This window comes from Shewanella glacialimarina (assembly GCF_020511155.1).
Lineage (GTDB): Bacteria > Pseudomonadota > Gammaproteobacteria > Enterobacterales > Shewanellaceae > Shewanella > Shewanella glacialimarina.
Genome location: NZ_CP041216.1, coordinates 1992905 through 2017330 on the forward strand (window position 1 = coordinate 1992905; position 24426 = coordinate 2017330).

Consider the following 24426-nt stretch of genomic DNA (forward strand, 5'->3'; position numbering starts at 1 on the left):
TACCATTGAGGAAAAGTACTTTGGATAATTATAGTGTTAGGTTACCAAACCGTTTTGATTTTAGTTACCACAAAACCTTCAACCAAGAGGTTGAGTCATTAGTTGGACAAGCGGGTATTAAAGAAATTCAATTAGACTTCTCTCAGGTGAACTATTTAGACAGTTCTGCGCTAGGAATGTTAGTTTTATTATCAAAGAAAAATGAAAAAGGTGTTCGTGCGAAACTGCTCATTAAAGGCGCTCATGGTGGTGCTTTGGAAATCCTAGAAATCGCAAAAATGACTAAACTTTATGTCTTCATTTGAACTGTTTCACGACAGTCGCCCACCTATATCAGTATTGATTATTGAGGATAATCCTGTTTGTATTTTGATGTACAAACAATTCTTTATGGAAAAAGGAATAAAAGTAGCCGTATGTACATCAATAGAAAAAGCAAAAAAAGAAGTTTATAGACCACGATTTAATTATGAATTGGTGTTACTGGATAATCATTTACCCGACGGTGAAGGGATTAAGTTTGTCTCTCAGCTGAAAGAACACTTACCTATGGCGGCTATTATTATTGTTAGTGCCAATAGTGATACCGATTTTTTTGTTGAAGCATTCAAACAAGATATTGACGATATTGCATTAAAGCCAGTCAAGATGGATTTATTATGGCTAAAAATTAAAAGGTCAATCCACCAGCGCCATTTGGAAAAAATTAACAACAATCAACGTGTTGCAATAAATGTTTGGCGGGATTCACAATTGCAGGAGCAAGTGCTGGCTAAACATTTATTTGGCGCCATGCATGGAAAAATTCATTTAGATATACCAGCGATAAACTATTGGATTAAACCTTCATCATTATTCAGTGGCGACGGCGTTATCCACTGTAATGGTCCAGACGGCAGTCATTATGTGATGTTAGCCGATGCAATGGGGCATGGCTTAGCCGCCGCAGTGTCGCTTATGCCAATAATGCAGGCATTTGGGGCCATGACAGAAAAAGGCTTACCGCTGTGTAATATTGTTTTTGAACTCAATAATAAGCTAAATTATTTTTTGCCAGATGATCGTTTTGTGGCGGCAGTTATTATTCATTTTAAACCGAACAATAAAACTATTGATATTTGGAATGGAGGTATGCCGCCAGTAATCATAGTCAATGAGCAGTACCAAATAATTAAGCAGATAAAACCTGAGAATATGGCATTGGGTATTTTGTCCGATAATCAATTTAGTGTTAATTCAGAACGTATTGATTTACAAGATAACCAAAGGGTAATTCTTTTCAGTGATGGTGTTATCGAAACCCCATCTAATAAAGGAAAAATGTTAACCGTAGATGATCTGGTTTCGTTACTAAAGTTACCTGGAGAACCTCTGGAAGGTGTGAAACAGCATTTTAATGTTGAATGTGAATCGCCACCAGACGATATTTCTGTTGTGCTAATTGATACTCACGATATTTTGCAGTCTTTTATAGAAGATGATGAATTAACTGCTGTTCAAGAGAGTGCATTTTTTATTGAACACACATTACAGGGTGCAGCAATCGATTTGTTGGATATTCCAGGACACTTGTGTGAATTATTAGCTAAGCAATTACCGTTGTCTTTTGTTAACAAAATTTTTACCGTGTTATCTGAGTTATATATTAATGCATTTGAACATGGTGTACTCGAGTTAAATAGTGAAATTAAGTCACAAGAGAATGGCTTTTTAACTTTTTATGAAGAAAAAATGGAAAGAGTAAATCACTTATCTAATGAAAATAAAATTATATTAAAAGTTCAGTGGCAAAGCCACTTACAGCGCTTAGAAATATATATCGAAGATAGTGGCCATGGTTTTTTTAAAAACGATATAGAACCGAGTAATTTGTCTAAAAGCTACGGCAGAGGCTTAACTTTAATTAAGCACTTAGCTGAAACCCTTGAAATTATACCCCCTGGAAATGCTGTAAGGGTGGTATTAGTTGGAAAACATAAACTATGAGTAAAAGCATTTTAGTTGTCGATGATTCTGCTTCAATTCGTCAAATGGTTGAGGCAACACTTAAATCAGCCAATTACCAGGTGACATTGGCTTCTGATGGTCAAGAGGCCTTTGATTTATGTAAAATCAAAAATTTTGACTTCGTATTAACAGACCAAAACATGCCACGTATGGATGGACTAACATTAATTAAATCATTACGAGGTTTACCTGCATATCGGACTAAACCTATTGTGGTATTAACTACCGAAGCAAGCGATGAAATGAAGGCTCGTGGGAGAGCGGCTGGGGCAACTGGCTGGATGGTTAAACCATTTGATCCAGATAAGCTTCTGCAAGTAGCTTCTAAAGTGTTGGGATAAGTCCTCTTATTTAATAGTTGGTAACATTATGTCAATGGATATGAGTCAATTTCATGGTGTCTTTATCGAAGAAAGCCAAGAGCATCTTGATGAGATGGAGCACCTATTACTAGCCCTTGATCCAAGTTCGCCAGATATCGAAGAGTTAAACAGTATTTTTCGTGCTGCACATTCGATAAAAGGCGGTAGTGGCATGTTTAGCTTTGATGCGCTAATTACTGTTACCCATGTTATGGAGAGTCTTTTTGACAAAGCTCGACAAGGTAAATTTAATTTTTCAGTGCATATCATAGATGAATTATTAATGGCTGTTGATACTCTTCGTAAGCTGTTAAAAAGCTATGCTGATAGTACCGAAATCGAATGGGCTTTAGTTAATTCTACCACCGCATCTTTAGAAGTTATTTTAGAACCAGATAGTCACGCAGAGTCGCAAGATGATGAAAATGGCTTTGGTTTTTTTAAGCCACTTAATTCCTCAAGTAAAAGCAATACTTCCGAAATCATGGCGCAAGTAAATGATGACACTGACGATGGTTTTGGATTCTTTGAACCTATAGTTGATGAAAGCACCGCTGATATAGAGGACGGTTTTGGATTTTTTGTTGATTTAGACGATAATTTACCAGACTCAAATTCATCTATACAAAAGGTGTCCAATGATGAGGAGCCTGAATTAGAGGCATCAGTTCTTCACGATACGACAGACGATTCGATTACCTCAGTATCCAGTCTTGCACAACATGCTAAATCTACGTCCCTTTCAAAATCTAACAAAGATACCAAAGCGAAGGCTGAAGCAAGTGAAAGTAGCAGCATTAGAGTCGACATAGCAAAAATCGACAGTTTAGTTAATTTGGTTGGCGAATTAGTTATTACGCAATCTATGCTGAATCTTATTGGTGACGAGATAACCGGCCTTGCAAGTGAAAAACTACGCTCAGCATTAGCCGAACTTGAACGGAATACACGAGAACTTCAGGAGGGCATCATGTCGATTAGGATGTTGCCTATGTCTTTTGTTTTTAATCGGTTTCCTAGGGTTGTCAGAGATTTATCTAAAAAGCTTAATAAGAAAATCGATTTAACTATTGTAGGTGGCCAAACCGAAATAGATAAAGGCTTAATTGAACTGTTGGTGGATCCATTGACGCATCTGGTGCGCAACAGTCTAGATCATGGCATTGAATTGCCTGAAATCAGGATTGCTAATGGTAAACCCGAAACCGGCGTACTCACCCTCAAAGCTGAACAGAAGGGGGGTAACATCTTGATCTCAGTATTAGATGACGGTGCAGGGCTCAATCGTGATCGTATTCTCGCTAAAGCTTTTGAAAATAATGTAGATGTGCCTGAAAATCCAACCGATCAACAGGTTTGGCAATTAATCATGTCTGCGGGATTTTCAACCGCGGAACAAGTCACTGATGTTTCGGGTCGTGGCGTTGGTATGGACGTTGTGAAACGTAATATAGAGTCTATGGGCGGCCGGCTAGAAATACTCTCTGAAAAGGGTCGCGGTTCTTCTTTTCAAATCCGCTTGCCTCTCACTTTAGCTATCCTTGATGGAATGTCTATCTCCGTTGGTGGGCAAATATTTATTATTCCACTGGTAAATATTATTGAATCCGTACAACCAAAAAGTTCTCAATTAAAGTTTATTGGTAATGAACAAGTTTTGGATTTACGTGACGCTTATTGGCCAATTGTAAATTTATATCAGGTTATGGATTTAGAGCCCCAGTCTAGGTTAGCAACTGAAGGTATTTTAGTGTTAGTTGAAACTAATAACACGCGCTTTGCCTTGCTTGTTGACGAGCTAATTGGGCAGCAACAAGCTGTCATTAAGAGTTTGGAACAACATTATCGCCGAGTACAAGGCGTTGCTGGAGCGACTATTATGGGAGATGGCAGTGTTGCATTGATATTGGATGCAGAATCATTGGCTTTGAAAATCAATGAATCTTTAAAGCAAAGGGTTAAGTATGATAACTGAACAAAAAAAAGATGCAGATAGTCAAGATAGCACCGCACATGAGTATTTAACCTTTATTTTAGGTGATGAACATTACGGTTTAGATATCATGAAGGTACGTGAAATTAGGGGGTATGAACCAGTTACGAAAATTGCTAATGCCCCAGCCTTTATTAAAGGGGTATTGAATTTGCGTGGTGATATTGTTCCGATTGTTGATTTAAGACTTAAATTCGATGTTGGTGAGGCTTCCTATAACGAATTTACTATTGTCATCATGCTTCATATTAATAATCGCATTGTTGGCATAGTGGTAGATGCAGTGTCTGATGTCATTAATATGCAGGCTTCAGATATTAAACCGCCTCCAGAGTTTGGTGTAGCCTTTGACAGCCAGTATTTATTTGGATTAGCACCAGTTAATGAACAAATGATTATTTTACTTAACATTGAAAAATTGATTTCCAGCCAAGAGCTGGGGTTATTCGATTCTACAGCATTGCCATCGGAGTGATAAATATGGGTATCAGATCTTGGTTTGAAAATAATGGACAGCAACAACAATCGTTAACCCGCGCTAGTTTGGCTTTAGACAATAGCAGCACTTGTTTTATGATTGCAGACCCCGAACGAGTTATCGTTTATGCGAATAGAGCAGTAGTTAATTTATTGACCGCAGCACAGGATGACATTCGTAAAGAATTACCCCAATTTTCAGTATCTTCTCTGATTGGGAGTAATATTGATATTTTTCACAAACAACCTCAACACCAAAAAAATATTGTTTCTCAGCTGTCCCAAACTCATACGGCTTCAATCAATGTCGGTGTGCGTTGTTTCAAACTGGTGCTTAATCCACTTCGTGATGAGAAGGGGGTATCTCTTGGTACATCAGTAGAGTGGCACGATATTACAGAGCAGAAAAAGCATGAATTACTTTCATTAAGAGTAACCTCAGCATTAGAAGCAACATCTTCAAATGTAATGGTTGCGGATAATGACCTCAACGTTATATATATGAATCAAGCTGTTGAACGGATGCTTAGGGAAGCTGAAAGCGATCTTAGAAAAGCCCTTCCGCATTTTTCTGTTAGTTCCGTCATTGGCAGTAATATTGATATTTTTCACAAAGAACCATCGCATCAACGCAGATTGCTTGCAGCGTTAGACAAAACTTATGTAGGAAATATTGTTGTTGCTGGTCGAAGCTTTCGGTTAATTGCTAATCCAATTTTTGATACAAAGCGTAATCGATTAGGCACAGTAGTGGAGTGGATTGACCGCACGAAAGAGGTCGCTTCCGAGCATGAATTAAGCCGAATTTTAGGTGCATTAGAAACCACTACAACGAATGTAATGATTGCCGATATTGATCGTAATATCACCTATATGAATAAATCAGTTGAAAACATGCTTCGCATTGCTGAGTCTGATTTAAGAAAAGAGCTTCCTCACTTTTCTGTTGAAAAGGTTGTTGGCAGTAATATAGATATTTTCCATAAGAACCCTGCTCATCAAATGCACCTTCTAGCCAATTTAACTAAAACATATACCGCAAATATTGTTGTTGGAAGCCGTCATTTTCGCTTGGTTGCTAACCCTATTTTTGCCAATGATGGCACAAGATTAGGCTCAGTTGTAGAGTGGTTAGATCGTACTCAAGAGGTGTTTGTTGAGTCTGAAGTGAATACTGCTGTACAAGCAGCAGCAGAGGGTGATTTTACCAGTTTAATTTCGACCGAAGGAAAAAATGGATTTTTCTTGAAATTATCTGAGGGATTAAATTCGCTACTTAGGGTCACTGAAAGTGGTTTAAATGACATTAATCGAGTGCTTAAATCCATTTCCGAAGGAGACTTAACTGAGCGTGTAACCGCTGATTACCAAGGTTCGTTTGAGTTACTTAAAAATGGTTGTAATCAAACCTCCCAGAATCTATCGCAGATGTTAGGTGAAATTCGTACCGCCGCAGATACTATTAAAACGGCTTCAAGTGAAATATCACAAGGTAATACTGATTTATCTAGTCGTACTGAACAGCAAGCATCCAGCCTCGAAGAAACTGCATCGAGCATGGAAGAACTTACAGGGACCGTGCGTCAAAATGCTGATAATGCAAGACAAGCTAATACGCTTTCAGCTAAAGCTTCTGAAGTTGCTATTAACGGAGGAAATTTAATCGATCAAGTTGTCGTTACAATGGCATCTATTAACGAGTCATCACAAAAAATCGCTGACATTATCGGTGTTATTGATGGGATCGCTTTCCAAACTAATATTCTAGCATTGAATGCTGCAGTAGAAGCTGCGCGAGCTGGGGAGCAAGGTCGAGGGTTTGCTGTCGTTGCATCTGAAGTAAGAACATTAGCGCAGCGATCAGCAAACGCAGCTAAAGATATTAAAGCATTGATTTCTGACTCTGTCGGTAAGATTAATAACGGCAATGAATTAGTCGGAAAGTCTGGTGATACGATGAAAGAAATCGTGACATCGATTAAACGTGTCAACGACATCATGGCCGAAATTGCCGCGGCTTCAAGTGAGCAAGCGACCGGTCTTGATGAAGTAGGTAAAGCTGTGAGTCAAATGGATGAAATGACACAGCAAAATGCTGCTTTGGTTGAAGAAGCAGCCGCAGCAGCTGAGAGTTTGCTATCTCAAGCGGCACAATTAGCGACTAATGTTGGCCAATTTAAACTAGACGATAATTATCAACATGTGCAAGCATCTTTACCACATTCGGCACCCAAAACAAAGATGATTTCTCACGCTAAGAACACATTACCAAAAAGAAATGCCATCAAACCATCACAACCTAAAGATGACGAATGGGAGAGTTTTTAGCCATATAAGTATTAAGTAATAAAATGATTGAAGCCCTCACCTATCCGGTGAGGGTTATGATACGTCTATACTAGGATATTATAATGACAAGCTCTGAAGGCTGGGATAATAGAGAGTTCAGTTTTGCAAAAGCTGATTTTGATTCAGTGAGAACCTTGTTATATCAATTAACAGGAATTCGCTTAGCAGATAGTAAAGACTCGATGGTTTATAGCCGTTTAGCCCGCAGGGTTAGGTCGTTAAAACTGCAAGGTTTTTCGCAATATCTGCATCATCTTAATACTCATCCTTGTGAAGAAGAACATTTCATTAATGCGCTAACTACAAACTTGACTTCATTTTTTCGTGAACCACATCATTTTGACATTCTTAAAAAGTACTTAATAGCACATCCTAAAACACGAACGATTTGGTGTGCCGCCAGTAGTACAGGGGAGGAACCCTATTCTATAGCAATGGTGGTTGCTGAAACCTTTGCTATGTTTGATGTGCCAATTAAAATTATTGCTTCTGATGTAGATAGTCAGGTATTGCAAAAAGCTAAAGCAGGGATCTATTCAATCGATAGAATAAATTCTTTAGCAGAGGAACGTAAAAAACAATTTTTTTTTAAAGGAAAAGGAGCATTTACTGGTATGGTTAAAGTCGTACCAGAGTTACAGAAAATGGTTGAATTTAGACAGATTAACTTACTCAAATCTGAATGGTCATTAAGGGAGCCAATTGACATTATTTTTTGTCGCAATGTAATGATTTATTTTGACCGTTCGACTCAGTTAAAGGTATTAGAAAGGATGGTTAAATTATTACCTGCTGATGGTCTTTATGTAGCAGGGCATTCTGAAACCTTTAATAATGCTACTCATCTGGTTAGATCTGCTGGCAACACAACTTATTACCCAAATCACTCTGTGAGGTAAGCTTGTTAAACTTTGATGTTAATAATTCGAACCTTGCTCCTAATCGATATTATGACCGGTATTTTAATTCTGAAGCAGTAAAAATTTCTCCCGGAGAGTATTTTGCTACAACACAAAATACCCTTATTGTGACAGTTTTAGGATCCTGTGTATCAGTGTGTTTACGAGATCCTGTCCTAGGAATTGCCGGTATGAATCACTTCTTACTACCACAGGATAACTACCCACAAGGTGGTGGGACTTCTGAGTCTGCTCGCTATGGAGTTTATGCGATGGAAATACTGATTAACCATTTACTCAAGCTCGGTGCAAGTAAAAATCGGCTTGAGGCTAAGGTGTTTGGCGGCGGTAATGTGCTGCAAGGGTTTATGACTGTTAATATTGGTGAACGTAACGCTGAATTTGTGCAAGATTATTTAAGAATGGAACATATTCCAATAATAGCTTCTGACCTACTTGATGTTTACCCCCGTAAAGTTTATTTTTTCCCAGATACGGGACGGGTACTGGTTAGAAAAATTAAAACTATGCATAACACTACAATTTTAGACCGTGAAAGTGAGTACAAGTTTAAGTTACGTTCACAAGCTATGAGTGGTGATGTGGAGCTATTTGATGACTAGACAAATAAAAGTATTAGTAGTTGATGATTCAGCCCTTATTCGGAGCTTATTGAGTGAGATTATTCGAGCTGAGCCAGATTTTACATTAGTTGGTGCCGCTCCAGATGCTTTTGTAGCAAAAGATATGGTTATCACCTTTAGTCCTGATGTGATTACATTAGATGTCGAAATGCCTAAGGTTGATGGTTTAACTTTTCTAGACCGTTTAATGAAAGCCAGACCAACTCCTGTGTTAATGGTTTCTAGTTTAACAGAGCAGGGTGCTGAGGTGACTCTCAAAGCTTTAGAAATTGGCGCCGTTGATTTTTTTCCCAAACCTAAATTGGATATTGCTAATAGCATGGAGGCCTATCGTAGCGAAATTGTTGCTAAGATACGCTCTGTTGCTAAGGCAAAGGTTCAGCCTAAAGTTATCAAAAAAAATACAGTAAATACTGCATTTAAATTTAAAACAAGTGAGAAAATTATTGCTATTGGAGCCTCAACAGGAGGAACTGTTGCACTAAAATCATTACTTGCTGAAATGCCTATCGACAGTCCAGCCATTGTTATTACCCAACATATGCCTCCAGGGTTTACTAAAACCTTTGCCGAACACCTCGACAATATTAGTGCGATACATGTGAAAGAAGCTCAGGATGGTGAAAGATTGATCCCTGGCTGTGCTTATTTAGCGCCAGGCGATAAGCACTTACTTGTTGTTCGCAGTGGTGCTGATTATCGGATTAAACTGTCTGATGGTGAGCGAGTTAGCGGTCACCGGCCTTCAGTTGATGTGATGTTTCAATCTTTAGCGCAAACAGCAGGTAGCAATGTCTTAGGTGTTATTTTAACTGGTATGGGTAAAGATGGTGCTGCCGGAATGTTGGAACTGCTGAACTCTGATGGTATTACTATCGCACAGGATGAAGCAAGCTCAGTTATATTTGGAATGCCTAAAGCTGCAATTGACTTAGGAGCCGCGCAGATGATTTTAAGCTTGCAGGATATCCCTTCTCAAATTGTGCAAATAATTAACCGACTAGGAAAAGAATATAGGATTTGATTATCTTCATTACTTATTTTTGTTAATTTTTTATGTCAGTAAAAGGTAATAATGAGGTTAAGCTCAGATAATTTAACAAGCCTTTGTTCAAGAATGTTTATGCTCTTGTCCTCGTGAGTGCTTCCGACACTTGTTTCATTACCTTTGCACAAAACACCCTCAACATCACAATTTTTTCAGCATATTGAACATAGCCAGACCAGAAAAAATACCGTTAGCTTAGAAGATACGGCTTACTATCAATGCTGTTCGCGGGTGGTACGTAAGGCTTTTCTTTGTTGTCTTGATACATCAACAGGTAATATTTTGAACATCGACGCGAGTGTGTAGTAGATGCTCGTATTATTGAGCTGGCGATTATCTTTGATATTTATTATGAGACTGGCAGATATTTAATTGAGGTTAACTAAGAATTTTTCTTCGAGCTCTTTGCTTGAAATAGGTTTACTGATTAAATAGCCTTGTAAATAATCGCAACCCTCTCTAACGAGCCAATCTTTCTGTTCTTTGGTTTCGACCCCTTCAGCAATCGTTTTTAAATCTAGAGCTTTAGCCATTGCAACAATCATTTCTAAAACGGCAGTGGATGGTTGGTCTCCTGAGACAAAAGAACGATCGATTTTGAGTGTATCGACAGGTAAACGAGATAGGTAAGAAAGTGAACAGTAACCGGTGCCAAAGTCATCAATTGAAATATTTATCCCATGCTGGCGTAATTTTTTTAAGGCAATAAAACTTTTATCGAGAGCTTTCATCAATACAGTTTCGGTAATTTCCAGCTCAAGCAGTTTAGGGTTAACATCATGTTTTTTAATCACTGAGAGTACATGTTCAACGTAATTGTCTTCTTGAATCTGTCGAGCAGAAACGTTGATCGCAACGCATATTCCACCATACTCTTTCTCCCAGCGTTTTATTTGCTGACAAGCGGTTTCTAATACCCAGTCTCCAATTGCGATAATTGATCCATTTTCCTCAGCAATTTTAATAAAGCCTTCTACTGAAACATCTTCAGGATTATTATTCCAACGTATTAACGCTTCGCAGCCTACTAACTTGCCCGTTTCAGAGTTTATTTTTGGCTGATAATTCAAATGAAACTCTTCACGCTCAACCGCATAATTTAGCGCGGCTTCGATATTTAATCTTGCTTCGACTTTATCGCTCATTTCTTTCGCGAAGAAGTGCCAATGTTTACCACTCCCTTTTGCTTTATACATGGCCAAGTCAGCGCAGCGCATTAGTTGATTTGTATCTTCTCCGTTATCGGGATAAATAGAAATCCCAATGCTACCTGAAGTACGAATTTCCCGGTCAGCCAAAAAATAGGGCCGTGTTAATGCCTCATCAATTCGCTGAACCACATACATTAATTCGCTTAGCTCGTTATTTCCTTCAATCACAACCAGAAACTCATCTCCGCCTAAACGTCCGACGGAATCGCTACTTCTAAGTACTTTTAATAATCTGTTAGCCACTTCAATAAGAAGAGTGTCGCCGACATCATGACCTAAAGAGTCGTTGATCGTTTTAAACCTGTCCATATCAATAAATAAAACAGCCACTTTAGTCTTGGTTCGTTTGGCGGTGACAATTGCTTGCGATAATCGGTCGGCTATGAGTGTTCGGTTGAGTATTTTTGTCAGTGGATCTCTCGTTGCTAGATTTCTAAGCTGTACTTGAGCATTAATCAGACCTTTTAACATTTGCTCGATATGATTAACCAGCTGTCCCATTTCATTCTCAGCATGGATAGTTAAGCTCTCCAGTGTTCTTGGATCTGGATTTTCAGGGTCAATTTTTGATATGGACTGAGTTACTCGCCGCAAAGGTGAACTCAGTAGCCATGAAGATAACCATAATAAGACCAAAGCAATGATAACGGCCTGCAGCAGACCTGTAATGATTACGCTGCCGGCAAAGGTTAAAAACTGTTGGGCAAGAGGGGTGGGATTTAATTTTATTGAGAGTAAGCCCACTTGGCGTTTTTCGTTATTCAGTTCAATATAGAGTTTTCTTTCACCGAGAATTTCGTCGCCGATAAAGTTAGCAGTGATCCATGCAATCGAAGGTTTGCTTTCCTGAACGGTTGTTCTGTCGGCGGCAATAATATTTCCAGTTTCACCAATAAGTACCGCATCTTGAACCATGCCCAGAGCCGTTATACTCGCTACAATTTGTTCGGCAAGAGCAGGATCTAAAGTCCAAGCCGCATTGGTAGCGCCACCTTCAGCAGCGGTAAGGATCTCTTGAGCCAAACTAAAGGCTTTATCTCTTTGGTCTGACAGATGCAAGCTAAGCGAGTATCCACTGACTAACAGAGCAATGAGAATACTTAGCACTAAAGCGATTAAGGCTTGTGTTAGCGCTAACGATTTCTTTAAATAATCTATGATGATCATCAGTCTCTGTACCCTAAAAGATCATATGGCTTAAGAAAAATAAACAACGAATGTGGATTTTTAAGCTAGTCGCCAAAATATAAAATTTCCTTATATTTGTTTTCCTCTTTAATCAGCTTTAAGTTAGTCACGCAAGCATCTCTTGCCGCTTCTGATTTAAATAGAAAACCATTGGGACTCTTTCCAAATAGGGGGGATTTATCCACCGCAACTGTCTCGTCAAATTCGTTGTCATTTAACAATTGTTGTCGATAAAATTGATAGATTTGTCCATCCATTTGAATAAAGTCGACCCTTTTACTGAATAACATTCTTAGCTGAGTTTTTTGATTATGAGTTTCACTATATTTTCTATTCTGCGTTGCCATTGCAGCGTACTCACCGCCAATATGTGCAATTGCTCCCTGCCATGAAATTAATGAGTATTCAGCAAGATCAGCTATTTTATTGACCTTAAGTGCCCTTTCTGAAAGAGAAAAAAGAAAGTTTTCATAGGCGTAGATATCGCCAGTGTAATAGCCTTTAAGTCCTCTTTCAGCAATGGTTTTTTCATTGATATCTGTCACCACACTAACCTGATCTGTCAGATACTCAGCAATTCGTCTTGCGTAAGGCAGTGTTTTTGGCGTCAGTTTATAACCTGCAGGTTCTAGGCAATCTTGCAACAAGTTGACCAGTATTCCGGTGGGACCCTCTTCAATTACCCACGGAGGTAAGGACTCCCCAAAAGAGGCAACAATTTCTTTAGATTGACTAAATACAGGGTTGGAGATCATCAGTGAAAAAACGAGGGATAAGGATAATTTGACCATATTTACTCTCAAATAGGATAAGTATTAAGACTCTGTTCAGAGTTTAGCTCACTATATATGATATGCAATTGCCTAAAGTGCAGTGACCCTTATATTTACTATAAGTTATTTATATTATTTATGTTATTTACGTTTGTCGCTGTTTGTCGCTGTTTGTCTGTTATGGCTTAGTAGGCATTAATTAGAAAAGTGATATTAGCCTGTAACTTGCCAGCAATAAGTGCAGCATGACATTTAATGAACACTTAACCCCACAAAACTATTTTCCACTTGATTGATATCGAGCTTTTTTGCTGCGTTGAATTTAGCTAATCGGTCATTTTGTGGCTATTGATTGCTAATTTATTTTTACAGGAAACCATCTCAACAGCTTACCGAACCTTTAAGGAATGTTCGGCAGCGTACAGACAAAAACTATACTTCGGTTGATGATGGGGACGGTACCTTAGGGTAGACGAAACGATAAATTAATTCGCTTAAAGGATGAATGAATGTACTACATAGTAGAAACAAATAAATCATTTGAACAAGTATCGAATGATCTCGACGAGGCTGTAAAAAGTCATGATTTTGGTGTTTTATATATTCACGATCTCGGGATGACTTTACGGAGTAAGGGGATTGATTTCACTGAAGATTGTAAGGTTTTTGAAGTGTGTAATCCTATGCAGGCAGCAAAGGTGTTGGCTATTGATATGCGTTTAAATATGGCCTTACCCTGCCGGATCTCGGTATTTACTGAGCAAGGAAAAACATTAATTGGTTTGATAAAGCCTGAGCAAATGCTGTCGGCATTGTCGCAAGATACTGCGTTAGCCGCCATTGCTAAAGATGTTGAACAAAAGATGATCATGATAGTCGACGCAGCTAAGTAGTTATACCGTATTTGAACATTCCTCGAGGAGATAAGCATGTCGAATGAAGGCTATCACGAACCAATAGGTGAGCTAAAAGATGACACCAGAAATATGCACAGGGCGATTACATCACTTATGGAAGAGCTTGAAGCCGTTGACTGGTACAACCAAAGAGTTGATGCCTGTAAAGATACAGAATTAAAGGAAATTCTTGCGCACAATCGCGATGAAGAGAAAGAGCATGCCGCCATGTTGCTGGAATGGATCAGAAGACAAGACTCAACTTTTGATAAGAAGTTAAAAGATTACCTGTTTACTGATAAGCCAATTGCACACAAATAAAATACATCATCAGGTCGCCGAGGGTTTCTAGGTATACGGTGCACAGAGGATTAACAACATGACTGATGACTCCAAAAATGCGTTGCAACGTGGACTTGAAAATATACAGGATCCTTTTTCTAGTTTTATTCGTGCGCAGGCTACCACTAGCTGGTTTCTTCTGCTTGCGACTATCATTGCCCTATGGTGGGCTAACTCAGAGTATTACTCTAGTTACCAGAACCTGACACATACATCGATTGGATTTTTTCTGGGTGATTATAAACTGGAGGCGTCCCTAAACCAGATCATTAATGATGGGTTTATGGTGATATTTTTCTTCTTTCTCGGACTTGAGATTAAACGAGAAGTCCTTGCCGGCGATCTAGCTCGTCCAGAAAATCGACGCATGTTAATTCTTTGCGCCATCGGTGGAATGGTTTGTCCAGCGGTAATCTATGCGTTGTTCAACTGGTCACATGATTCACTGGTTGGCTGGGGCATACCCATGGCAACCGATACCGCGTTCGCCTTAGGAGTGCTCACTACCGTAAGAAAATACATCCCCACCAGTCTATTGGCTTTTCTCGTCGGCCTCGCGATTGTGGACGATGTAGGTGCAATATTAGTAATTGCAATATTTTACACTCAAGATTTATCTATCTTGCATCTATTAAGCGCATTTGCACTGATTGCATTTTTAGCACTGGGCAATTACGCAGGGATACGTCAACCCTACTTTTATATTATTTTTGGCGTCGCAGCCTGGTGGATGATGCTTAAATCGGGTGTTCACCCTACGTTTGCCGGTGTCGCTATCGCTTTGACTGTACCAGCTCGTCCAAAATTAACATCGGAGAAACAATTGGTTAAAGCTAAGTCTACGATCAAGTCAATGCAGAAAAAATCAGTTTCAGTCGATGTTCTCGGCAGTCGCGAAGCCCATGAACAGGTGTTAGATATGCGTGACTTAGCAGAACGTGCCAGTACACCACCACGTCGCTGGGAAGATGCGCTGGAGTTACCCGTGGCGTTATTTATCTTACCCTTATTTGTGCTTACCAATGCGGGCGTTCCCTTCAGCGTGAACTCATTTGGGTTAATCATTGATAACCTTTTTATATATTAAAGTGAGTCATTCACTAATAGCTATGGTATTTCCTATCCAATTGTTTTTATTTGATATTTAATAATAATTAAGTAATCTTGTTATCAATATAACAGAGTTTATTAAATCGAGAGGATTTAATGTGCCTTGCTCAGCGTCAGTAGCTATCACAGCAGGCGAGTGGGACCATTATTTTCGATTAAAAGGTATTGCATCTTGTGTTGTATACATTGCCCATCGACAGGGTCTTTAGTGGGAAGGATAGACAGTAAAGCAAGACTTTTGGATCGCTGCGATTCACTCATTGCAAAGAGACTGAATAACAACCTATAGCCATTACTTTTAGGCATTAAGTGAGCAATTAAGGCAGTGGTTTTATCAAAATGAGTGGTATAAAAAGGTGGAGCAGCAAAGTGATTTTAAAGGCCTTTTTTCTAACGGCAACTAGAGATTTAGCTTTTGCCGCCGGCGTTAGCTAAGGTTGTATGCATTGAGTTAATGTGCAGTCTGATGCAAGGTGTACTTAGTATCTGATTTTATAGTCTATCCAAACGCATACATTGAATTTTTTAACAGAGATTTGCCATTTATTCATTTTGAATATCATCAATCGCCTGCCGAACTTCATTTAAAATTAACCTGTTTGCCAGGTTTTCATCGATATCGGGCACATCCCAGCCAAAAATAGCGCGATATTTTTCAATCAAATTGTTTACATCTTCGATAATATCGCTGCGATGGGCCGCTAACTCTACTTTTTCTATTTCAGCCATGCTAGTTCACCTTAACATTTATAGATAGATCTAGATTAGGCTAGTATTGACGCTCCTTCGGTGCGACACCGAACAGATTGAATCAGAAATTTGGTGCAAGCTAATAGATATTCACTCTATTAGCAAAACAATGACTTATTGTTTCTATCTATAATCTGGAGAAAATACATCATGTTACATACACTAAATGATCTAAAAAATTTAGCCATTCATGCATCGGATGGAGATATTGGGTTGACCAAAGATTTTTATTTTGATGATAAACAGTGGGTGATCAGATATCTGGTGGTCGAAACTGGATCTTGGTTATTTAGCAAAAAGATATTGCTTTCGCCTATATCAATCAAAGAGTTAAATAAGGAGGAACAGACGCTCACTGTCACAATTTCAAGGGAGCAGGTTAAAAGTTGCCCTGACATTGATAGTGAAAAACCGGTTTCTAGGCAGTATGAAGTAGAATACATGCGATATTATGGTTACTCACATTATTGGGATAACACAGGTATTTGGGGAAGTTATCCCAGTCCTAACATGATAGCACCTGGTTATTACAGCGTAGCGCCAAAGACAGATGACTTAGATTCTCCAGACAATTTCGCAGACGTCGACGCTGCACTATCGCGGGATAATGATCATCATCTGCGCAGTAGTGATGCCGTGACGGATTATCACCTTGATGCCATAGACGGTGAGTTGGGCCATTTGCAAGGTATGTTAATAGATATCGACACTTGGGAAATTCGTTATTTGATTATTAACACCAGTAATTGGTGGCTGGGCCATCTTGTTTTAATTGCCCCCAAATGGATTAAAGAGGTGAGTTGGCCTACCTCTAAAATTTATGTTGATATGACGCAGAAGCAAGTGAAAAACGCACCTACTTTTGATCCCTCAGAGCCTTTCAATCTTGAACATGAGCAAAGTCTTCAAGCTCATTATGATCGTGATGATGAATAAACATTATTACCTCTTTTTGTGATCTTTGACTGCCATGTTTACGCTAATCATTTAAAAGGTGCTTGGCGTAAAGTTATCTATTTTTATATTTTTATATTGAAATAATGGGCTTTATTTCAAGATGCAAATATGGTCAATCCCAGTGAGTCACTGCAGTTTTTATTCTTAAAGTCACTGTAACCAAATAAGTTTAAAAGTTGTGTTAACTTTTCAATTCGAGAGTTTGGTTTCCTCTTTATTACAAACAAACTATCCCTTTGCATGATTCAACGAAAAAGCCTTGTCGAATGACAAGGCTTTTTTTTGAGCTGAAAATAGCACTTTGAACTCGAGGGTTTATTTTTATTACAGCAAGCTATCTTAACCTAAGAGTCTGATGCAATCTTGTTTAAGGTGGAAAGGATTATGACGCAAACATTAGTCAATCAATCGATCTAATATAGGTTAATACAGGCGCTTATCGTCAGGCACAATGCTATTCAAAAGGCTTTGCCAGATTCAATGGGTCGAGTATTGCTTTAAGTTTATCTTTGTCCAAATCGGTTTCTTCAAGTGCAATTACTAATACTGATTTATGTTCTTTATCAGCACGTTTAGCAATTTTTGCGGCCATATCGTAACCCACCACTGAATTAAGTGCGGTAGCCAGAATGGGGTTTTTCTCCAATGCCTGGGTCAAGTGATCAACATTAGGTTCAAACTCGGCAAACACTTTGTCGGTCATGGCCTGGCAGGCATGGGTTAATAAATCAATACTGGAAAGTAGCTTGTCGGCAATCAGTGGTAACATCACATTTAACTGAAAATTACCCGATTGCGCCGCGATGGTGATGGTTGTTTCATTGCCGATAACCTCAGCAGCAATCATGGCTACGGCTTCTGGGATCACGGGATTAACCTTACCAGGCATTATCGATGAGCCCGGTTGCAACGCCGTTAAACTAATTTCTTGTAATCCTGCCACAGGGCCAGAGTTCATCCAGCGTAAGTCATTGGCGATTTTCAATAAGGTAACCGCTAACCCTTTGAGCGCAGAAGCCATGGCTAAGGTGTGATCTTGGCTACTCATATACAATGCAGGGATTGCCGCCGCTTGCCAGGGGATCTGATCTTGCTGTTGCAAATAATCACATGCAAGTGCGGCAAAACCTGGGTCACAATTAACGCCAGTACCAACCGCAGTTCCGCCCAATGGTAAATGATGCAGGCTCTGCTCAACGTACTGAATTTTAGCTTGAGCGCTGTTTAGCTGTTGTTGCCAGCATTGCAGTTCTTGCCCAAGTGTAATGGGCATGGCGTCCATTAAATGGGTGCGACCGGTTTTTACTGTATTTGAATACTCATCGGCCAAAGTTGCTAATTTGTCACTCAAGCCCTTAATCGATGGATACAACAAGCCCTTTAATTGCCTAACCGTACTGATATGAATGCAGGCGGGCACCACATCGTTACTGCTTTGCCCCATATTGATATGATCATTAGGGTGAACTTTTGCCTGCAAAATGTTGCTAGCGAGGCTGGCAATGACTTCATTAACATTCATATTAGAACTGGTGCCAGAACCTGTTTGGAACAAATCAATCGGAAAATGCTGCGAAAAATCAAGCTTCTTACTGGTGGTAGTGGCTTGTTGAATTGCATTGGCCATAGCGCTATCAAGCAAACCGAGTTGACTATTAGCCTTTGCTGCAGCTGACTTTATATCTAGAAGGGCGATTATCGCTGGCGTCGGAAAGCGTCGCTTCGAAAACTGAAAGTTATCTCGTGCACGTTGAGTTTGTGCTTGATAATAAACATCATCTGTCACCTCAACTTTCCCCATACTGTCATACTCTATACGCATCTTACTCATAAGGTTTTCGACTCTATTTTTGATTGGGATTGGTTAGTGTATTCACTAAGCTTAGCAGGAAGTGCCCGCAAATGTTTATAGCGAGACCAGCAACGAACCATTTTATGCAATTATTGAAACAGCTTAAAAATAATGGCAAATCTTTTTGGTATTACAGCTTTGATTGATTTGGCGTCAATTGTATTAGTCTCGACTTGATCTGACATTCAACTTGATAAAGAGACCTGTTTGATAAAGATGTCGAGCTTTTTATAAAATTTAGAGGTAACGATCATCTTGTACATTAATCATCCATTCATTAAACGCAAAGCAGAAATACTGACTTTAGATAAAGGGTGGGTAAAGTATCTTGTGCTTAAAAAGCATTTAGCCTGAGTTCATTTAGCTCAAATCTAAGCTGACGAGCACCATATAAAATGGATAACTGTCAGCTCAAATCTGAGCTAGTACTCGAGTGAATTGAACATTACTATGCTGGAGTTTTATATGCTCTAGCAACGTAATATGCTATTGAACCAGAACCAGAATTACATGTTATAGAAAGGGTTATTCCATCTTTCGATGTTGTATAACTTTGTTTGTTAGTAGAGTCTGTTTTTTCAGCTGCATCATTGGGGCTGATCCCGATACCGCAGTAACAATTGTTATCCACGTATATTCCTGTTAAAGGACATTCAACCCCAAAAGTCAGATCAATATTTTTATATGAAAAGGTGAAACCATACTGAGTGCCCACTAAAGCATCTTCTCTTTTCTCGGTCGCAATAAAACCTGCTGTAGCAACAGTTCTTACTCCGGGAATAACGACGGCTTGAGGTATCGGTGTCGTCATTAGCATTGGCTTACCGTGCACATTTGCATCTGACTTAAATGCTAACTCATCGTCAAGTTCGTTTATTAATAAAACAATGCAGTTTGCAGGCTTTTCCATAAAGTAAATAATTGGGATCAGTATTGCCACAATGACAATTGCCGCAATAGCACACACTGCGCCTACTGTTGCGACTTCAACCCCTGCATATGCAGCAGCAGCTTCCACAGCACCAGCAACTAATTCTGTTCCAGCGGCTTTATAAGCTATTCCACCTAAGGCAACTAAGCCTGAAATTACAATTTGAGCTGTTACTGTTGCAGGATCATCCTTTTCCATGCTTTTTAATCTGGAGGTTCCATCCAAGATAACGTGTAATTGCTGCTCTATCACATTACCTGTGGCATTTATTAGATTTTCATATTGCTTTTGAGTTAATGCAATAGGTGCTGTTTGATCTGCAGCTAAAAGCTGTTCTGGTGTTTTATTTAGAGCTTTTGCTAAATTATATTGTGCCTCTTTCAAAAACTGACTCTGAAGTTTTTTAATCTCAGCTTGCGATTTTGCACTGTCTAATAATTTAGCGTATTCAGGATATACAGATCTGAAAGAACTTTTTAAGCTATGTAATGATGTTGACATTTTAAAATTCCTTTTTGTGGTTTTATTTACTATCAATATGTTGCCAATATTGGCTTACACCTTCCTAAGGGTATTCTGTTGGTTAACGCCCGTGTAAAAGCTGATAGTTATCTGCTGAAATATATAAATAAGCTATACCGGCTTTGCTTTTAACTGTTATGTCATTAAAATTAGTAACTTATCATTTGTACTGAAATAATACTTTTAAGATAATTAGCGCTTAACTTATAGATAAATTATTAATTATCTTAATGATTTTACTTCATTGTTTTATTTACAAATATTGCTTATATCTGAACTGGCATATAATAATTTTAATCAGTTATTGCTTACGATAATAAATATACATTAAATAATATTTAAAACCTTCTGATAACCTTCCGGTAGCCTTGCAGTCGTAATAATTCTAATTATTTACTTGAAATGATATTAAAGTGGATAAATATAGATAATTAAATAATATTATTAATCATAAAAAACCATATTTCACTAGATTGATATCAAGTTTTTTAGCTGTGTTTAATTTAGCTTATGAGTCATTTTTTGGCTATTGAATCCAGATTACTGAAATCACCTAATTGGATCTGTCAGTTGAGAAAATGATAGTAGGTGTTGGTAGCTCTACAGCAAAGGCACGATTATCTGAATTTGGGTGTTATTACTTTAAAATAGACAGTTTTTTACATCTGTTTGTTTCTAAAGTTTTGCCTGCTTGTAGAGAAAACTTAGCCGTAAATTGTACCTAACTAGTCATACCCGAATTTATCTGCCGACATAACACTATTCTTACTTATAAGCAGCGTTCAATCGCGATTGTGCGTCATCTTGTTGTTGGGAGTATCTTGAAACCATTGATCAAGATTTAGGCCTGTTTATTGAATCAACCCACTTAAATGTATAATCATTAATCAGTGTTAATATTGATGCATGCAGACATGTTAAAAAACACATAAATTTACTTTACTAGAAGACATACAACCCTTTAGCGCAAGCAGCCTTAAATGATATGATATGGCAATATGTTTTAACAAAGCTAAAACTCACCTAGTGAAGATGCGGCTATTTCGGCCTAACTATCCGCCTGATGAGTGCCGTAAATCGATTTTTATTAGAATGATGCTAGGTGTATTTCTTTCCTGTCGTCCTATCTTAGGGCGCTTACCCTTATCGTTTTTCAGCATTACTGGAGACAAGACTCATGACAAACGTGAATACCACGCAGTTAACAACTAAGCCATCTGAAGATGGTTTTCATATGCCCGCCGAATGGGCGACGCAGCAAGCTGTGTGGATGCTTTGGCCATACCGTCCTGACAACTGGCGCAGTGCAGGAGCTTATGCTCAAGCCACCTTTGCCAAGGTGGCAGATGCCATTGGTGCCGCTACACCTGTTTATATGGGTGTACCCAAGGCATTTTTAGCTCAAGCTAAGACGGTTATGCCTGCTCACGTTACTTTGGTTGAAATCGATAGCAATGATTGCTGGGCACGCGATACTGGCCCTACTGTCGTGGTGAATGCCAAGGGCGAATGTCGTGGTATCGATTGGGGCTTTAATGCCTGGGGCGGTCATAACGGCGGTTTGTACTCTCCATGGGATAAAGACGAGCAAGTTGCACTGCAAATGAACGCGCAACATGGTTTTGAGGGGTATCGCGCGCCACTTATTCTTGAAGGCGGTTCAATTCATGTCGATGGTGAAGGCACCTGCATGACCAGTGCTGAATGTTTACTTAACAGCAACCGCAACCCAGATTTGACCCGTGAACAGATAGAAGCATTACTGTCTGAGTATTTAAATGTACAGCAGTTTATCTGGTTGGAAGATGGCGTTTACATGGATGAGACCGATGGACATATTGATAATATGTGCTGTTTTGCGCGTCCAGGTGAAGTGATTTTGCATTGGACTGATGATCAAAATGATCCGCAGTTTCCTCGCTCAAAAGCGGCCTTAGATGTGTTACAAAATGCTGTTGATGCACAAGGTCGTAAGTTAAAAATTCATTTAATGCCACAACCGGGCCCGTTGTATTGTACTGAAGAAGAAGCGCAAGGTGTAGAAGTGGGCACTGGTGTACCACGCACGGCGGGTGAGCGTTTAGCGGGTTCTTACGTGAACTTTCTAATGACCAACCAGCGTATTGTGTTCCCACTACTTGATCCTGCAACTGACGATATTGCAGCTCAAAAATTACAGGACATTTTCCCTGAGTATGAGATTGTTGGTGTGCCTGCACGGGAGATCTTATTAGGCGGGGGTAATATTCATTGTATTACCCAACAGATCCCCTCTGGTCAGTAAATAAAAATCAAGACCAATAAAAGACAGTGAATTTTCAGTCACTGTCTTTGATGATATTTATCTTTTAGAGCAATTGATCTTCCACACAATTGCCTTTCAAGAAGAGGTTGTAACATGTTCGAAGTCACTGAGATTTCTATTGCCGAGCTGCGACAGGCTCTCGAGTCGGGCCGAACTACATCGGTTGAACTGGTTAAGTCATATTTAGCTCGAGTTGATGCTTACGACGGCCCAGCGACACAGACCAAGCTAAACGCGTTAGTGGTTCGCAATCAAGATGCGATAAAGGAAGCTGAGGCTTCTGATGCACGTCGAGCTAGTGGTCAAGCACTTAGCCCACTTGATGGGATACCTTATACGACTAAGGACAGCTATCTTGTTAAGGGACTCACTGCCGCTTCTGGTAGCCCAGCCTTCAAGGATTTAGTGGCTCAATATGATGCCTTTGCCGTGGAACGTCTGCGCGAAGCGGGTGCAATTTGCTTAGGCAAAACCAACATGCCGCCTATGGCCAATGGTGGTATGCAACGTGGTCACTATGGTCGCGCAGAAAGTCCATATAATGCAAACTACCTTACCGCGCCTTTTGCTTCTGGTTCGTCCAATGGCGCCGGTACTGGCACTGCGGCAAGCTATTCTGCTTTCGGTCTGGCGGAAGAAACATGGTCGAGCGGTCGTGGTCCTGCATCAAACAACGGCCTGTGTGCATATACTCCATCTCGTGGTGTAATCTCTGTGCGCGGCAACTGGCCGTTGACACCGACTATGGATGTTGTGGTGCCTTACACTCGTACTATGGCAGACATGCTCGAAGTACTTGATGTCATCGTGGCTGATGACCCTATCACCCGCGGTGATTTATGGCGTTTACAACCTTGGGTTGAAATCCCCAAAGCATCAAGCGTGCGTCCACAATCTTATTTGGATCTTGCTGCTCAAACCGACACACTTAAAGGCAAGCGTTTTGGGGTGCCGCGCATGTACATCAATAAAGATGAATTGGCTGGCACCAGCGAAAACCCAGGTATTGGCGGACCAACCGGTCAGCGTATCAATACCCGCGCGACAGTTATCGACTTATGGGAAGCGGCGCGCAAAGCACTTGAGTCTGCTGGAGCACAAGTCATTGAAGTGGATTTTCCGCTGGTTTCCAACTGCGAAGGTGACCGACCTGGTGCGCCGACCGTGTTCAATCGCGGCATAGTCACCTCTGAGTTTCTTGAAGACGAGTTATGGGCACTATCGGGTTGGGCTTTAGATGAATTCTTGCGTGCCAATAATGATCCTAAATTAAATAAGCTTTCTGACGTTAACGGCCATTTAATTTTCCCACATGATTTAGGCACCTTGCCAAATCGTGAGGGCGATTTAGCCGCAGGCATGGATGAATACGTCAACATGGCTAAAAGAGGGCTTAAGTCGTATAACCAGATCGACAGTATTCCTGATGGTTTGCGCGGCTTAGAGAAAACGCGCAAGCTAGACTTGGAAGACTGGATGGACGAGCTAAAACTTGATGCTGTGCTGTTTCCAACTGTGGCTGATGTGGGTCCTGCTGATGCACACCTTAATCCTACGTCTGCCGACATAGCTTGGAGCAACGGTGTTTGGGTTGCCAACGGTAATCTGGCTATTCGTCACTTAGGTGTACCGACGGTAACTGTACCTATGGGCGTAATGGCCGATATTGGTATGCCAGTAGGTTTAACTTTTGCAGGCCGTGCCTATGACGACAATAATCTGCTTAAGTTTGCCAGTGCATTTGAAGCGACGGGCAACAAGCGTGTTATTCCTCCATGCACACCAGCGCTTGGTCAATAAGCACTGAGCA

At 39.8% G+C, this 24426-nt stretch carries 20 protein-coding genes; 15 read left to right on the plus strand and 5 right to left on the minus strand.

The window, feature by feature from the left end; translation table 11 throughout:
- The first annotated feature begins 20 nt into the window (after window positions 1-20).
- The 9 genes from FJ709_RS08615 (at window position 21) to FJ709_RS08660 (ending at window position 9755) form a co-directional block, all read left to right on the plus strand.
- Window positions 21-305 carry an STAS domain-containing protein gene (locus FJ709_RS08615; RefSeq protein WP_226415485.1) on the plus strand — a complete coding sequence of 95 codons (285 nt, stop codon included), beginning with the start codon at window positions 21-23 and terminating at the stop codon, window positions 303-305.
- The gene (locus FJ709_RS08620) at window positions 292-1986 is read left to right on the plus strand and encodes a fused response regulator/phosphatase (protein ID WP_226415486.1); all 1695 of its coding nucleotides are present in this window, start codon (window positions 292-294) and stop codon (window positions 1984-1986) included. The genes FJ709_RS08615 and FJ709_RS08620 overlap by 14 nt, the downstream gene beginning before the upstream one ends.
- Window positions 1983-2348, plus strand: a complete 366-nt coding sequence (locus FJ709_RS08625; protein ID WP_226415488.1) for a response regulator — start codon at window positions 1983-1985, stop codon at window positions 2346-2348. The genes FJ709_RS08620 and FJ709_RS08625 overlap by 4 nt, the downstream gene beginning before the upstream one ends.
- Before the next feature lie 28 nt (window positions 2349-2376).
- Window positions 2377-4344 carry a chemotaxis protein CheA gene (locus FJ709_RS08630; RefSeq protein ID WP_226415490.1) on the plus strand — a complete coding sequence of 656 codons (1968 nt, stop codon included), beginning with the start codon at window positions 2377-2379 and terminating at the stop codon, window positions 4342-4344.
- Window positions 4334-4837 (plus strand): chemotaxis protein CheW, encoded by a 504-nt coding sequence (locus tag FJ709_RS08635; protein WP_226415492.1) that lies wholly within the window; start codon window positions 4334-4336, stop codon window positions 4835-4837. The genes FJ709_RS08630 and FJ709_RS08635 overlap by 11 nt, the downstream gene beginning before the upstream one ends.
- 5 nt (window positions 4838-4842) lie before the next feature.
- Window positions 4843-7167 carry a methyl-accepting chemotaxis protein gene (locus FJ709_RS08645; protein ID WP_319002912.1) on the plus strand — a complete coding sequence of 775 codons (2325 nt, stop codon included), beginning with the start codon at window positions 4843-4845 and terminating at the stop codon, window positions 7165-7167.
- Between the two features lie 83 nt (window positions 7168-7250).
- On the plus strand, window positions 7251-8087 hold the full coding sequence (locus FJ709_RS08650; protein WP_226415494.1) for a CheR family methyltransferase: 837 nt from the start codon (window positions 7251-7253) through the stop codon (window positions 8085-8087).
- Window positions 8088-8089: 2 nt separating this feature from the next.
- Window positions 8090-8710, plus strand: a complete 621-nt coding sequence (gene cheD, locus FJ709_RS08655; RefSeq protein ID WP_226415496.1) for a chemoreceptor glutamine deamidase CheD — start codon at window positions 8090-8092, stop codon at window positions 8708-8710.
- Window positions 8703-9755: a protein-glutamate methylesterase/protein-glutamine glutaminase gene (locus tag FJ709_RS08660; RefSeq protein WP_226415498.1), complete on the plus strand. Its 1053-nt coding sequence runs from the start codon at window positions 8703-8705 to the stop codon at window positions 9753-9755. Before cheD ends, FJ709_RS08660 begins: the two co-directional genes overlap by 8 nt.
- Window positions 9756-10147: 392 nt before the next feature.
- Here FJ709_RS08660 and FJ709_RS08665 read toward each other — a convergent pair whose 3' ends face one another.
- Together FJ709_RS08665 and FJ709_RS08670 are read right to left on the minus strand one after the other, a co-directional pair.
- Entirely contained in the window at window positions 10148-12157 is a 2010-nt protein-coding gene (locus FJ709_RS08665) for a putative bifunctional diguanylate cyclase/phosphodiesterase (protein ID WP_226415500.1), read from the minus strand.
- Between the two features lie 65 nt (window positions 12158-12222).
- Complete coding sequence (locus FJ709_RS08670; protein WP_226415503.1) at window positions 12223-12969, minus strand: transporter substrate-binding domain-containing protein; 747 nt, start codon at window positions 12967-12969, stop codon at window positions 12223-12225.
- 491 nt (window positions 12970-13460) lie between these two features.
- Between FJ709_RS08670 and FJ709_RS08675 the strand changes: the two genes are divergently transcribed.
- Genes FJ709_RS08675 through FJ709_RS08685 form a run of 3 tightly spaced genes read left to right on the plus strand, consistent with a single transcriptional unit; the run spans window position 13461 to window position 15276 of the window.
- Window positions 13461-13844, plus strand: a complete 384-nt coding sequence (locus FJ709_RS08675) for a DUF302 domain-containing protein (protein WP_226415506.1) — start codon at window positions 13461-13463, stop codon at window positions 13842-13844.
- A 36-nt stretch (window positions 13845-13880) separates the two neighbouring features.
- Complete coding sequence (locus tag FJ709_RS08680; protein WP_226415508.1) at window positions 13881-14168, plus strand: ferritin-like domain-containing protein; 288 nt, start codon at window positions 13881-13883, stop codon at window positions 14166-14168.
- A 58-nt stretch (window positions 14169-14226) separates the two neighbouring features.
- Window positions 14227-15276, plus strand: coding sequence for a Na+/H+ antiporter NhaA (locus FJ709_RS08685; RefSeq protein WP_226415511.1), 1050 nt, complete (start codon window positions 14227-14229; stop codon window positions 15274-15276).
- Between the two features lie 566 nt (window positions 15277-15842).
- Here the strand turns inward: FJ709_RS08685 and FJ709_RS08690 are convergent.
- Window positions 15843-16028, minus strand: coding sequence for a hypothetical protein (locus FJ709_RS08690; protein WP_226415514.1), 186 nt, complete (start codon window positions 16026-16028; stop codon window positions 15843-15845).
- Window positions 16029-16199: 171 nt separating this feature from the next.
- Between FJ709_RS08690 and FJ709_RS08695 the strand changes: the two genes are divergently transcribed.
- Entirely contained in the window at window positions 16200-16985 is a 786-nt protein-coding gene (locus tag FJ709_RS08695) for a PRC-barrel domain-containing protein (protein WP_226415517.1), read from the plus strand.
- Window positions 16986-17460: 475 nt separating this feature from the next.
- Here the strand turns inward: FJ709_RS08695 and FJ709_RS08700 are convergent, their stop codons facing one another.
- Together FJ709_RS08700 and FJ709_RS08705 are read right to left on the minus strand one after the other, a co-directional pair.
- On the minus strand, window positions 17461-18837 hold the full coding sequence (locus FJ709_RS08700; RefSeq protein ID WP_226415520.1) for a lyase family protein: 1377 nt from the start codon (window positions 18835-18837) through the stop codon (window positions 17461-17463).
- Between the two features lie 469 nt (window positions 18838-19306).
- Entirely contained in the window at window positions 19307-20290 is a 984-nt protein-coding gene (locus FJ709_RS08705) for a hypothetical protein (RefSeq protein WP_226415522.1), read from the minus strand.
- 1198 nt (window positions 20291-21488) lie between these two features.
- On the opposite strand from FJ709_RS08705, the gene aguA reads away from it, so the two are divergent.
- Both aguA and FJ709_RS08715 read left to right on the plus strand, forming a co-directional pair.
- Window positions 21489-22595 carry an agmatine deiminase gene (gene aguA, locus FJ709_RS08710; protein ID WP_226415524.1) on the plus strand — a complete coding sequence of 369 codons (1107 nt, stop codon included), beginning with the start codon at window positions 21489-21491 and terminating at the stop codon, window positions 22593-22595.
- Between the two features lie 114 nt (window positions 22596-22709).
- Window positions 22710-24416: an amidase gene (locus FJ709_RS08715; protein WP_226415526.1), complete on the plus strand. Its 1707-nt coding sequence runs from the start codon at window positions 22710-22712 to the stop codon at window positions 24414-24416.
- Window positions 24417-24426 lie beyond the last annotated feature (10 nt).

What these genes read in the sequence shown, in the direction of transcription:
- FJ709_RS08660 (WP_226415498.1), top strand. Translation starts at nt 8,703, where the DNA reads ATGACTAGACAAATAAAAGTATTAGTAGTTGATGATTCAGCCCTTATT.
- FJ709_RS08695 (WP_226415517.1), top strand. Translation starts at nt 16,200, where the DNA reads ATGTTACATACACTAAATGATCTAAAAAATTTAGCCATTCATGCATCG.
- FJ709_RS08715 (WP_226415526.1), top strand. Translation starts at nt 22,710, where the DNA reads ATGTTCGAAGTCACTGAGATTTCTATTGCCGAGCTGCGACAGGCTCTC.
- FJ709_RS08630 (WP_226415490.1), top strand. Translation starts at nt 2,377, where the DNA reads ATGTCAATGGATATGAGTCAATTTCATGGTGTCTTTATCGAAGAAAGC.
- aguA (WP_226415524.1), top strand. Translation starts at nt 21,489, where the DNA reads ATGACAAACGTGAATACCACGCAGTTAACAACTAAGCCATCTGAAGAT.
- FJ709_RS08665 (WP_226415500.1), bottom strand. Translation starts at nt 12,157, where the DNA reads ATGATCATCATAGATTATTTAAAGAAATCGTTAGCGCTAACACAAGCC.
- FJ709_RS08650 (WP_226415494.1), top strand. Translation starts at nt 7,251, where the DNA reads ATGACAAGCTCTGAAGGCTGGGATAATAGAGAGTTCAGTTTTGCAAAA.
- FJ709_RS08700 (WP_226415520.1), bottom strand. Translation starts at nt 18,837, where the DNA reads ATGAGTAAGATGCGTATAGAGTATGACAGTATGGGGAAAGTTGAGGTG.
- FJ709_RS08625 (WP_226415488.1), top strand. Translation starts at nt 1,983, where the DNA reads ATGAGTAAAAGCATTTTAGTTGTCGATGATTCTGCTTCAATTCGTCAA.
- FJ709_RS08675 (WP_226415506.1), top strand. Translation starts at nt 13,461, where the DNA reads ATGTACTACATAGTAGAAACAAATAAATCATTTGAACAAGTATCGAAT.
- FJ709_RS08645 (WP_319002912.1), top strand. Translation starts at nt 4,843, where the DNA reads ATGGGTATCAGATCTTGGTTTGAAAATAATGGACAGCAACAACAATCG.
- FJ709_RS08670 (WP_226415503.1), bottom strand. Translation starts at nt 12,969, where the DNA reads ATGGTCAAATTATCCTTATCCCTCGTTTTTTCACTGATGATCTCCAAC.
- FJ709_RS08705 (WP_226415522.1), bottom strand. Translation starts at nt 20,290, where the DNA reads ATGTCAACATCATTACATAGCTTAAAAAGTTCTTTCAGATCTGTATAT.
- FJ709_RS08685 (WP_226415511.1), top strand. Translation starts at nt 14,227, where the DNA reads ATGACTGATGACTCCAAAAATGCGTTGCAACGTGGACTTGAAAATATA.
- FJ709_RS08620 (WP_226415486.1), top strand. Translation starts at nt 292, where the DNA reads ATGTCTTCATTTGAACTGTTTCACGACAGTCGCCCACCTATATCAGTA.
- FJ709_RS08680 (WP_226415508.1), top strand. Translation starts at nt 13,881, where the DNA reads ATGTCGAATGAAGGCTATCACGAACCAATAGGTGAGCTAAAAGATGAC.
- FJ709_RS08690 (WP_226415514.1), bottom strand. Translation starts at nt 16,028, where the DNA reads ATGGCTGAAATAGAAAAAGTAGAGTTAGCGGCCCATCGCAGCGATATT.
- FJ709_RS08635 (WP_226415492.1), top strand. Translation starts at nt 4,334, where the DNA reads ATGATAACTGAACAAAAAAAAGATGCAGATAGTCAAGATAGCACCGCA.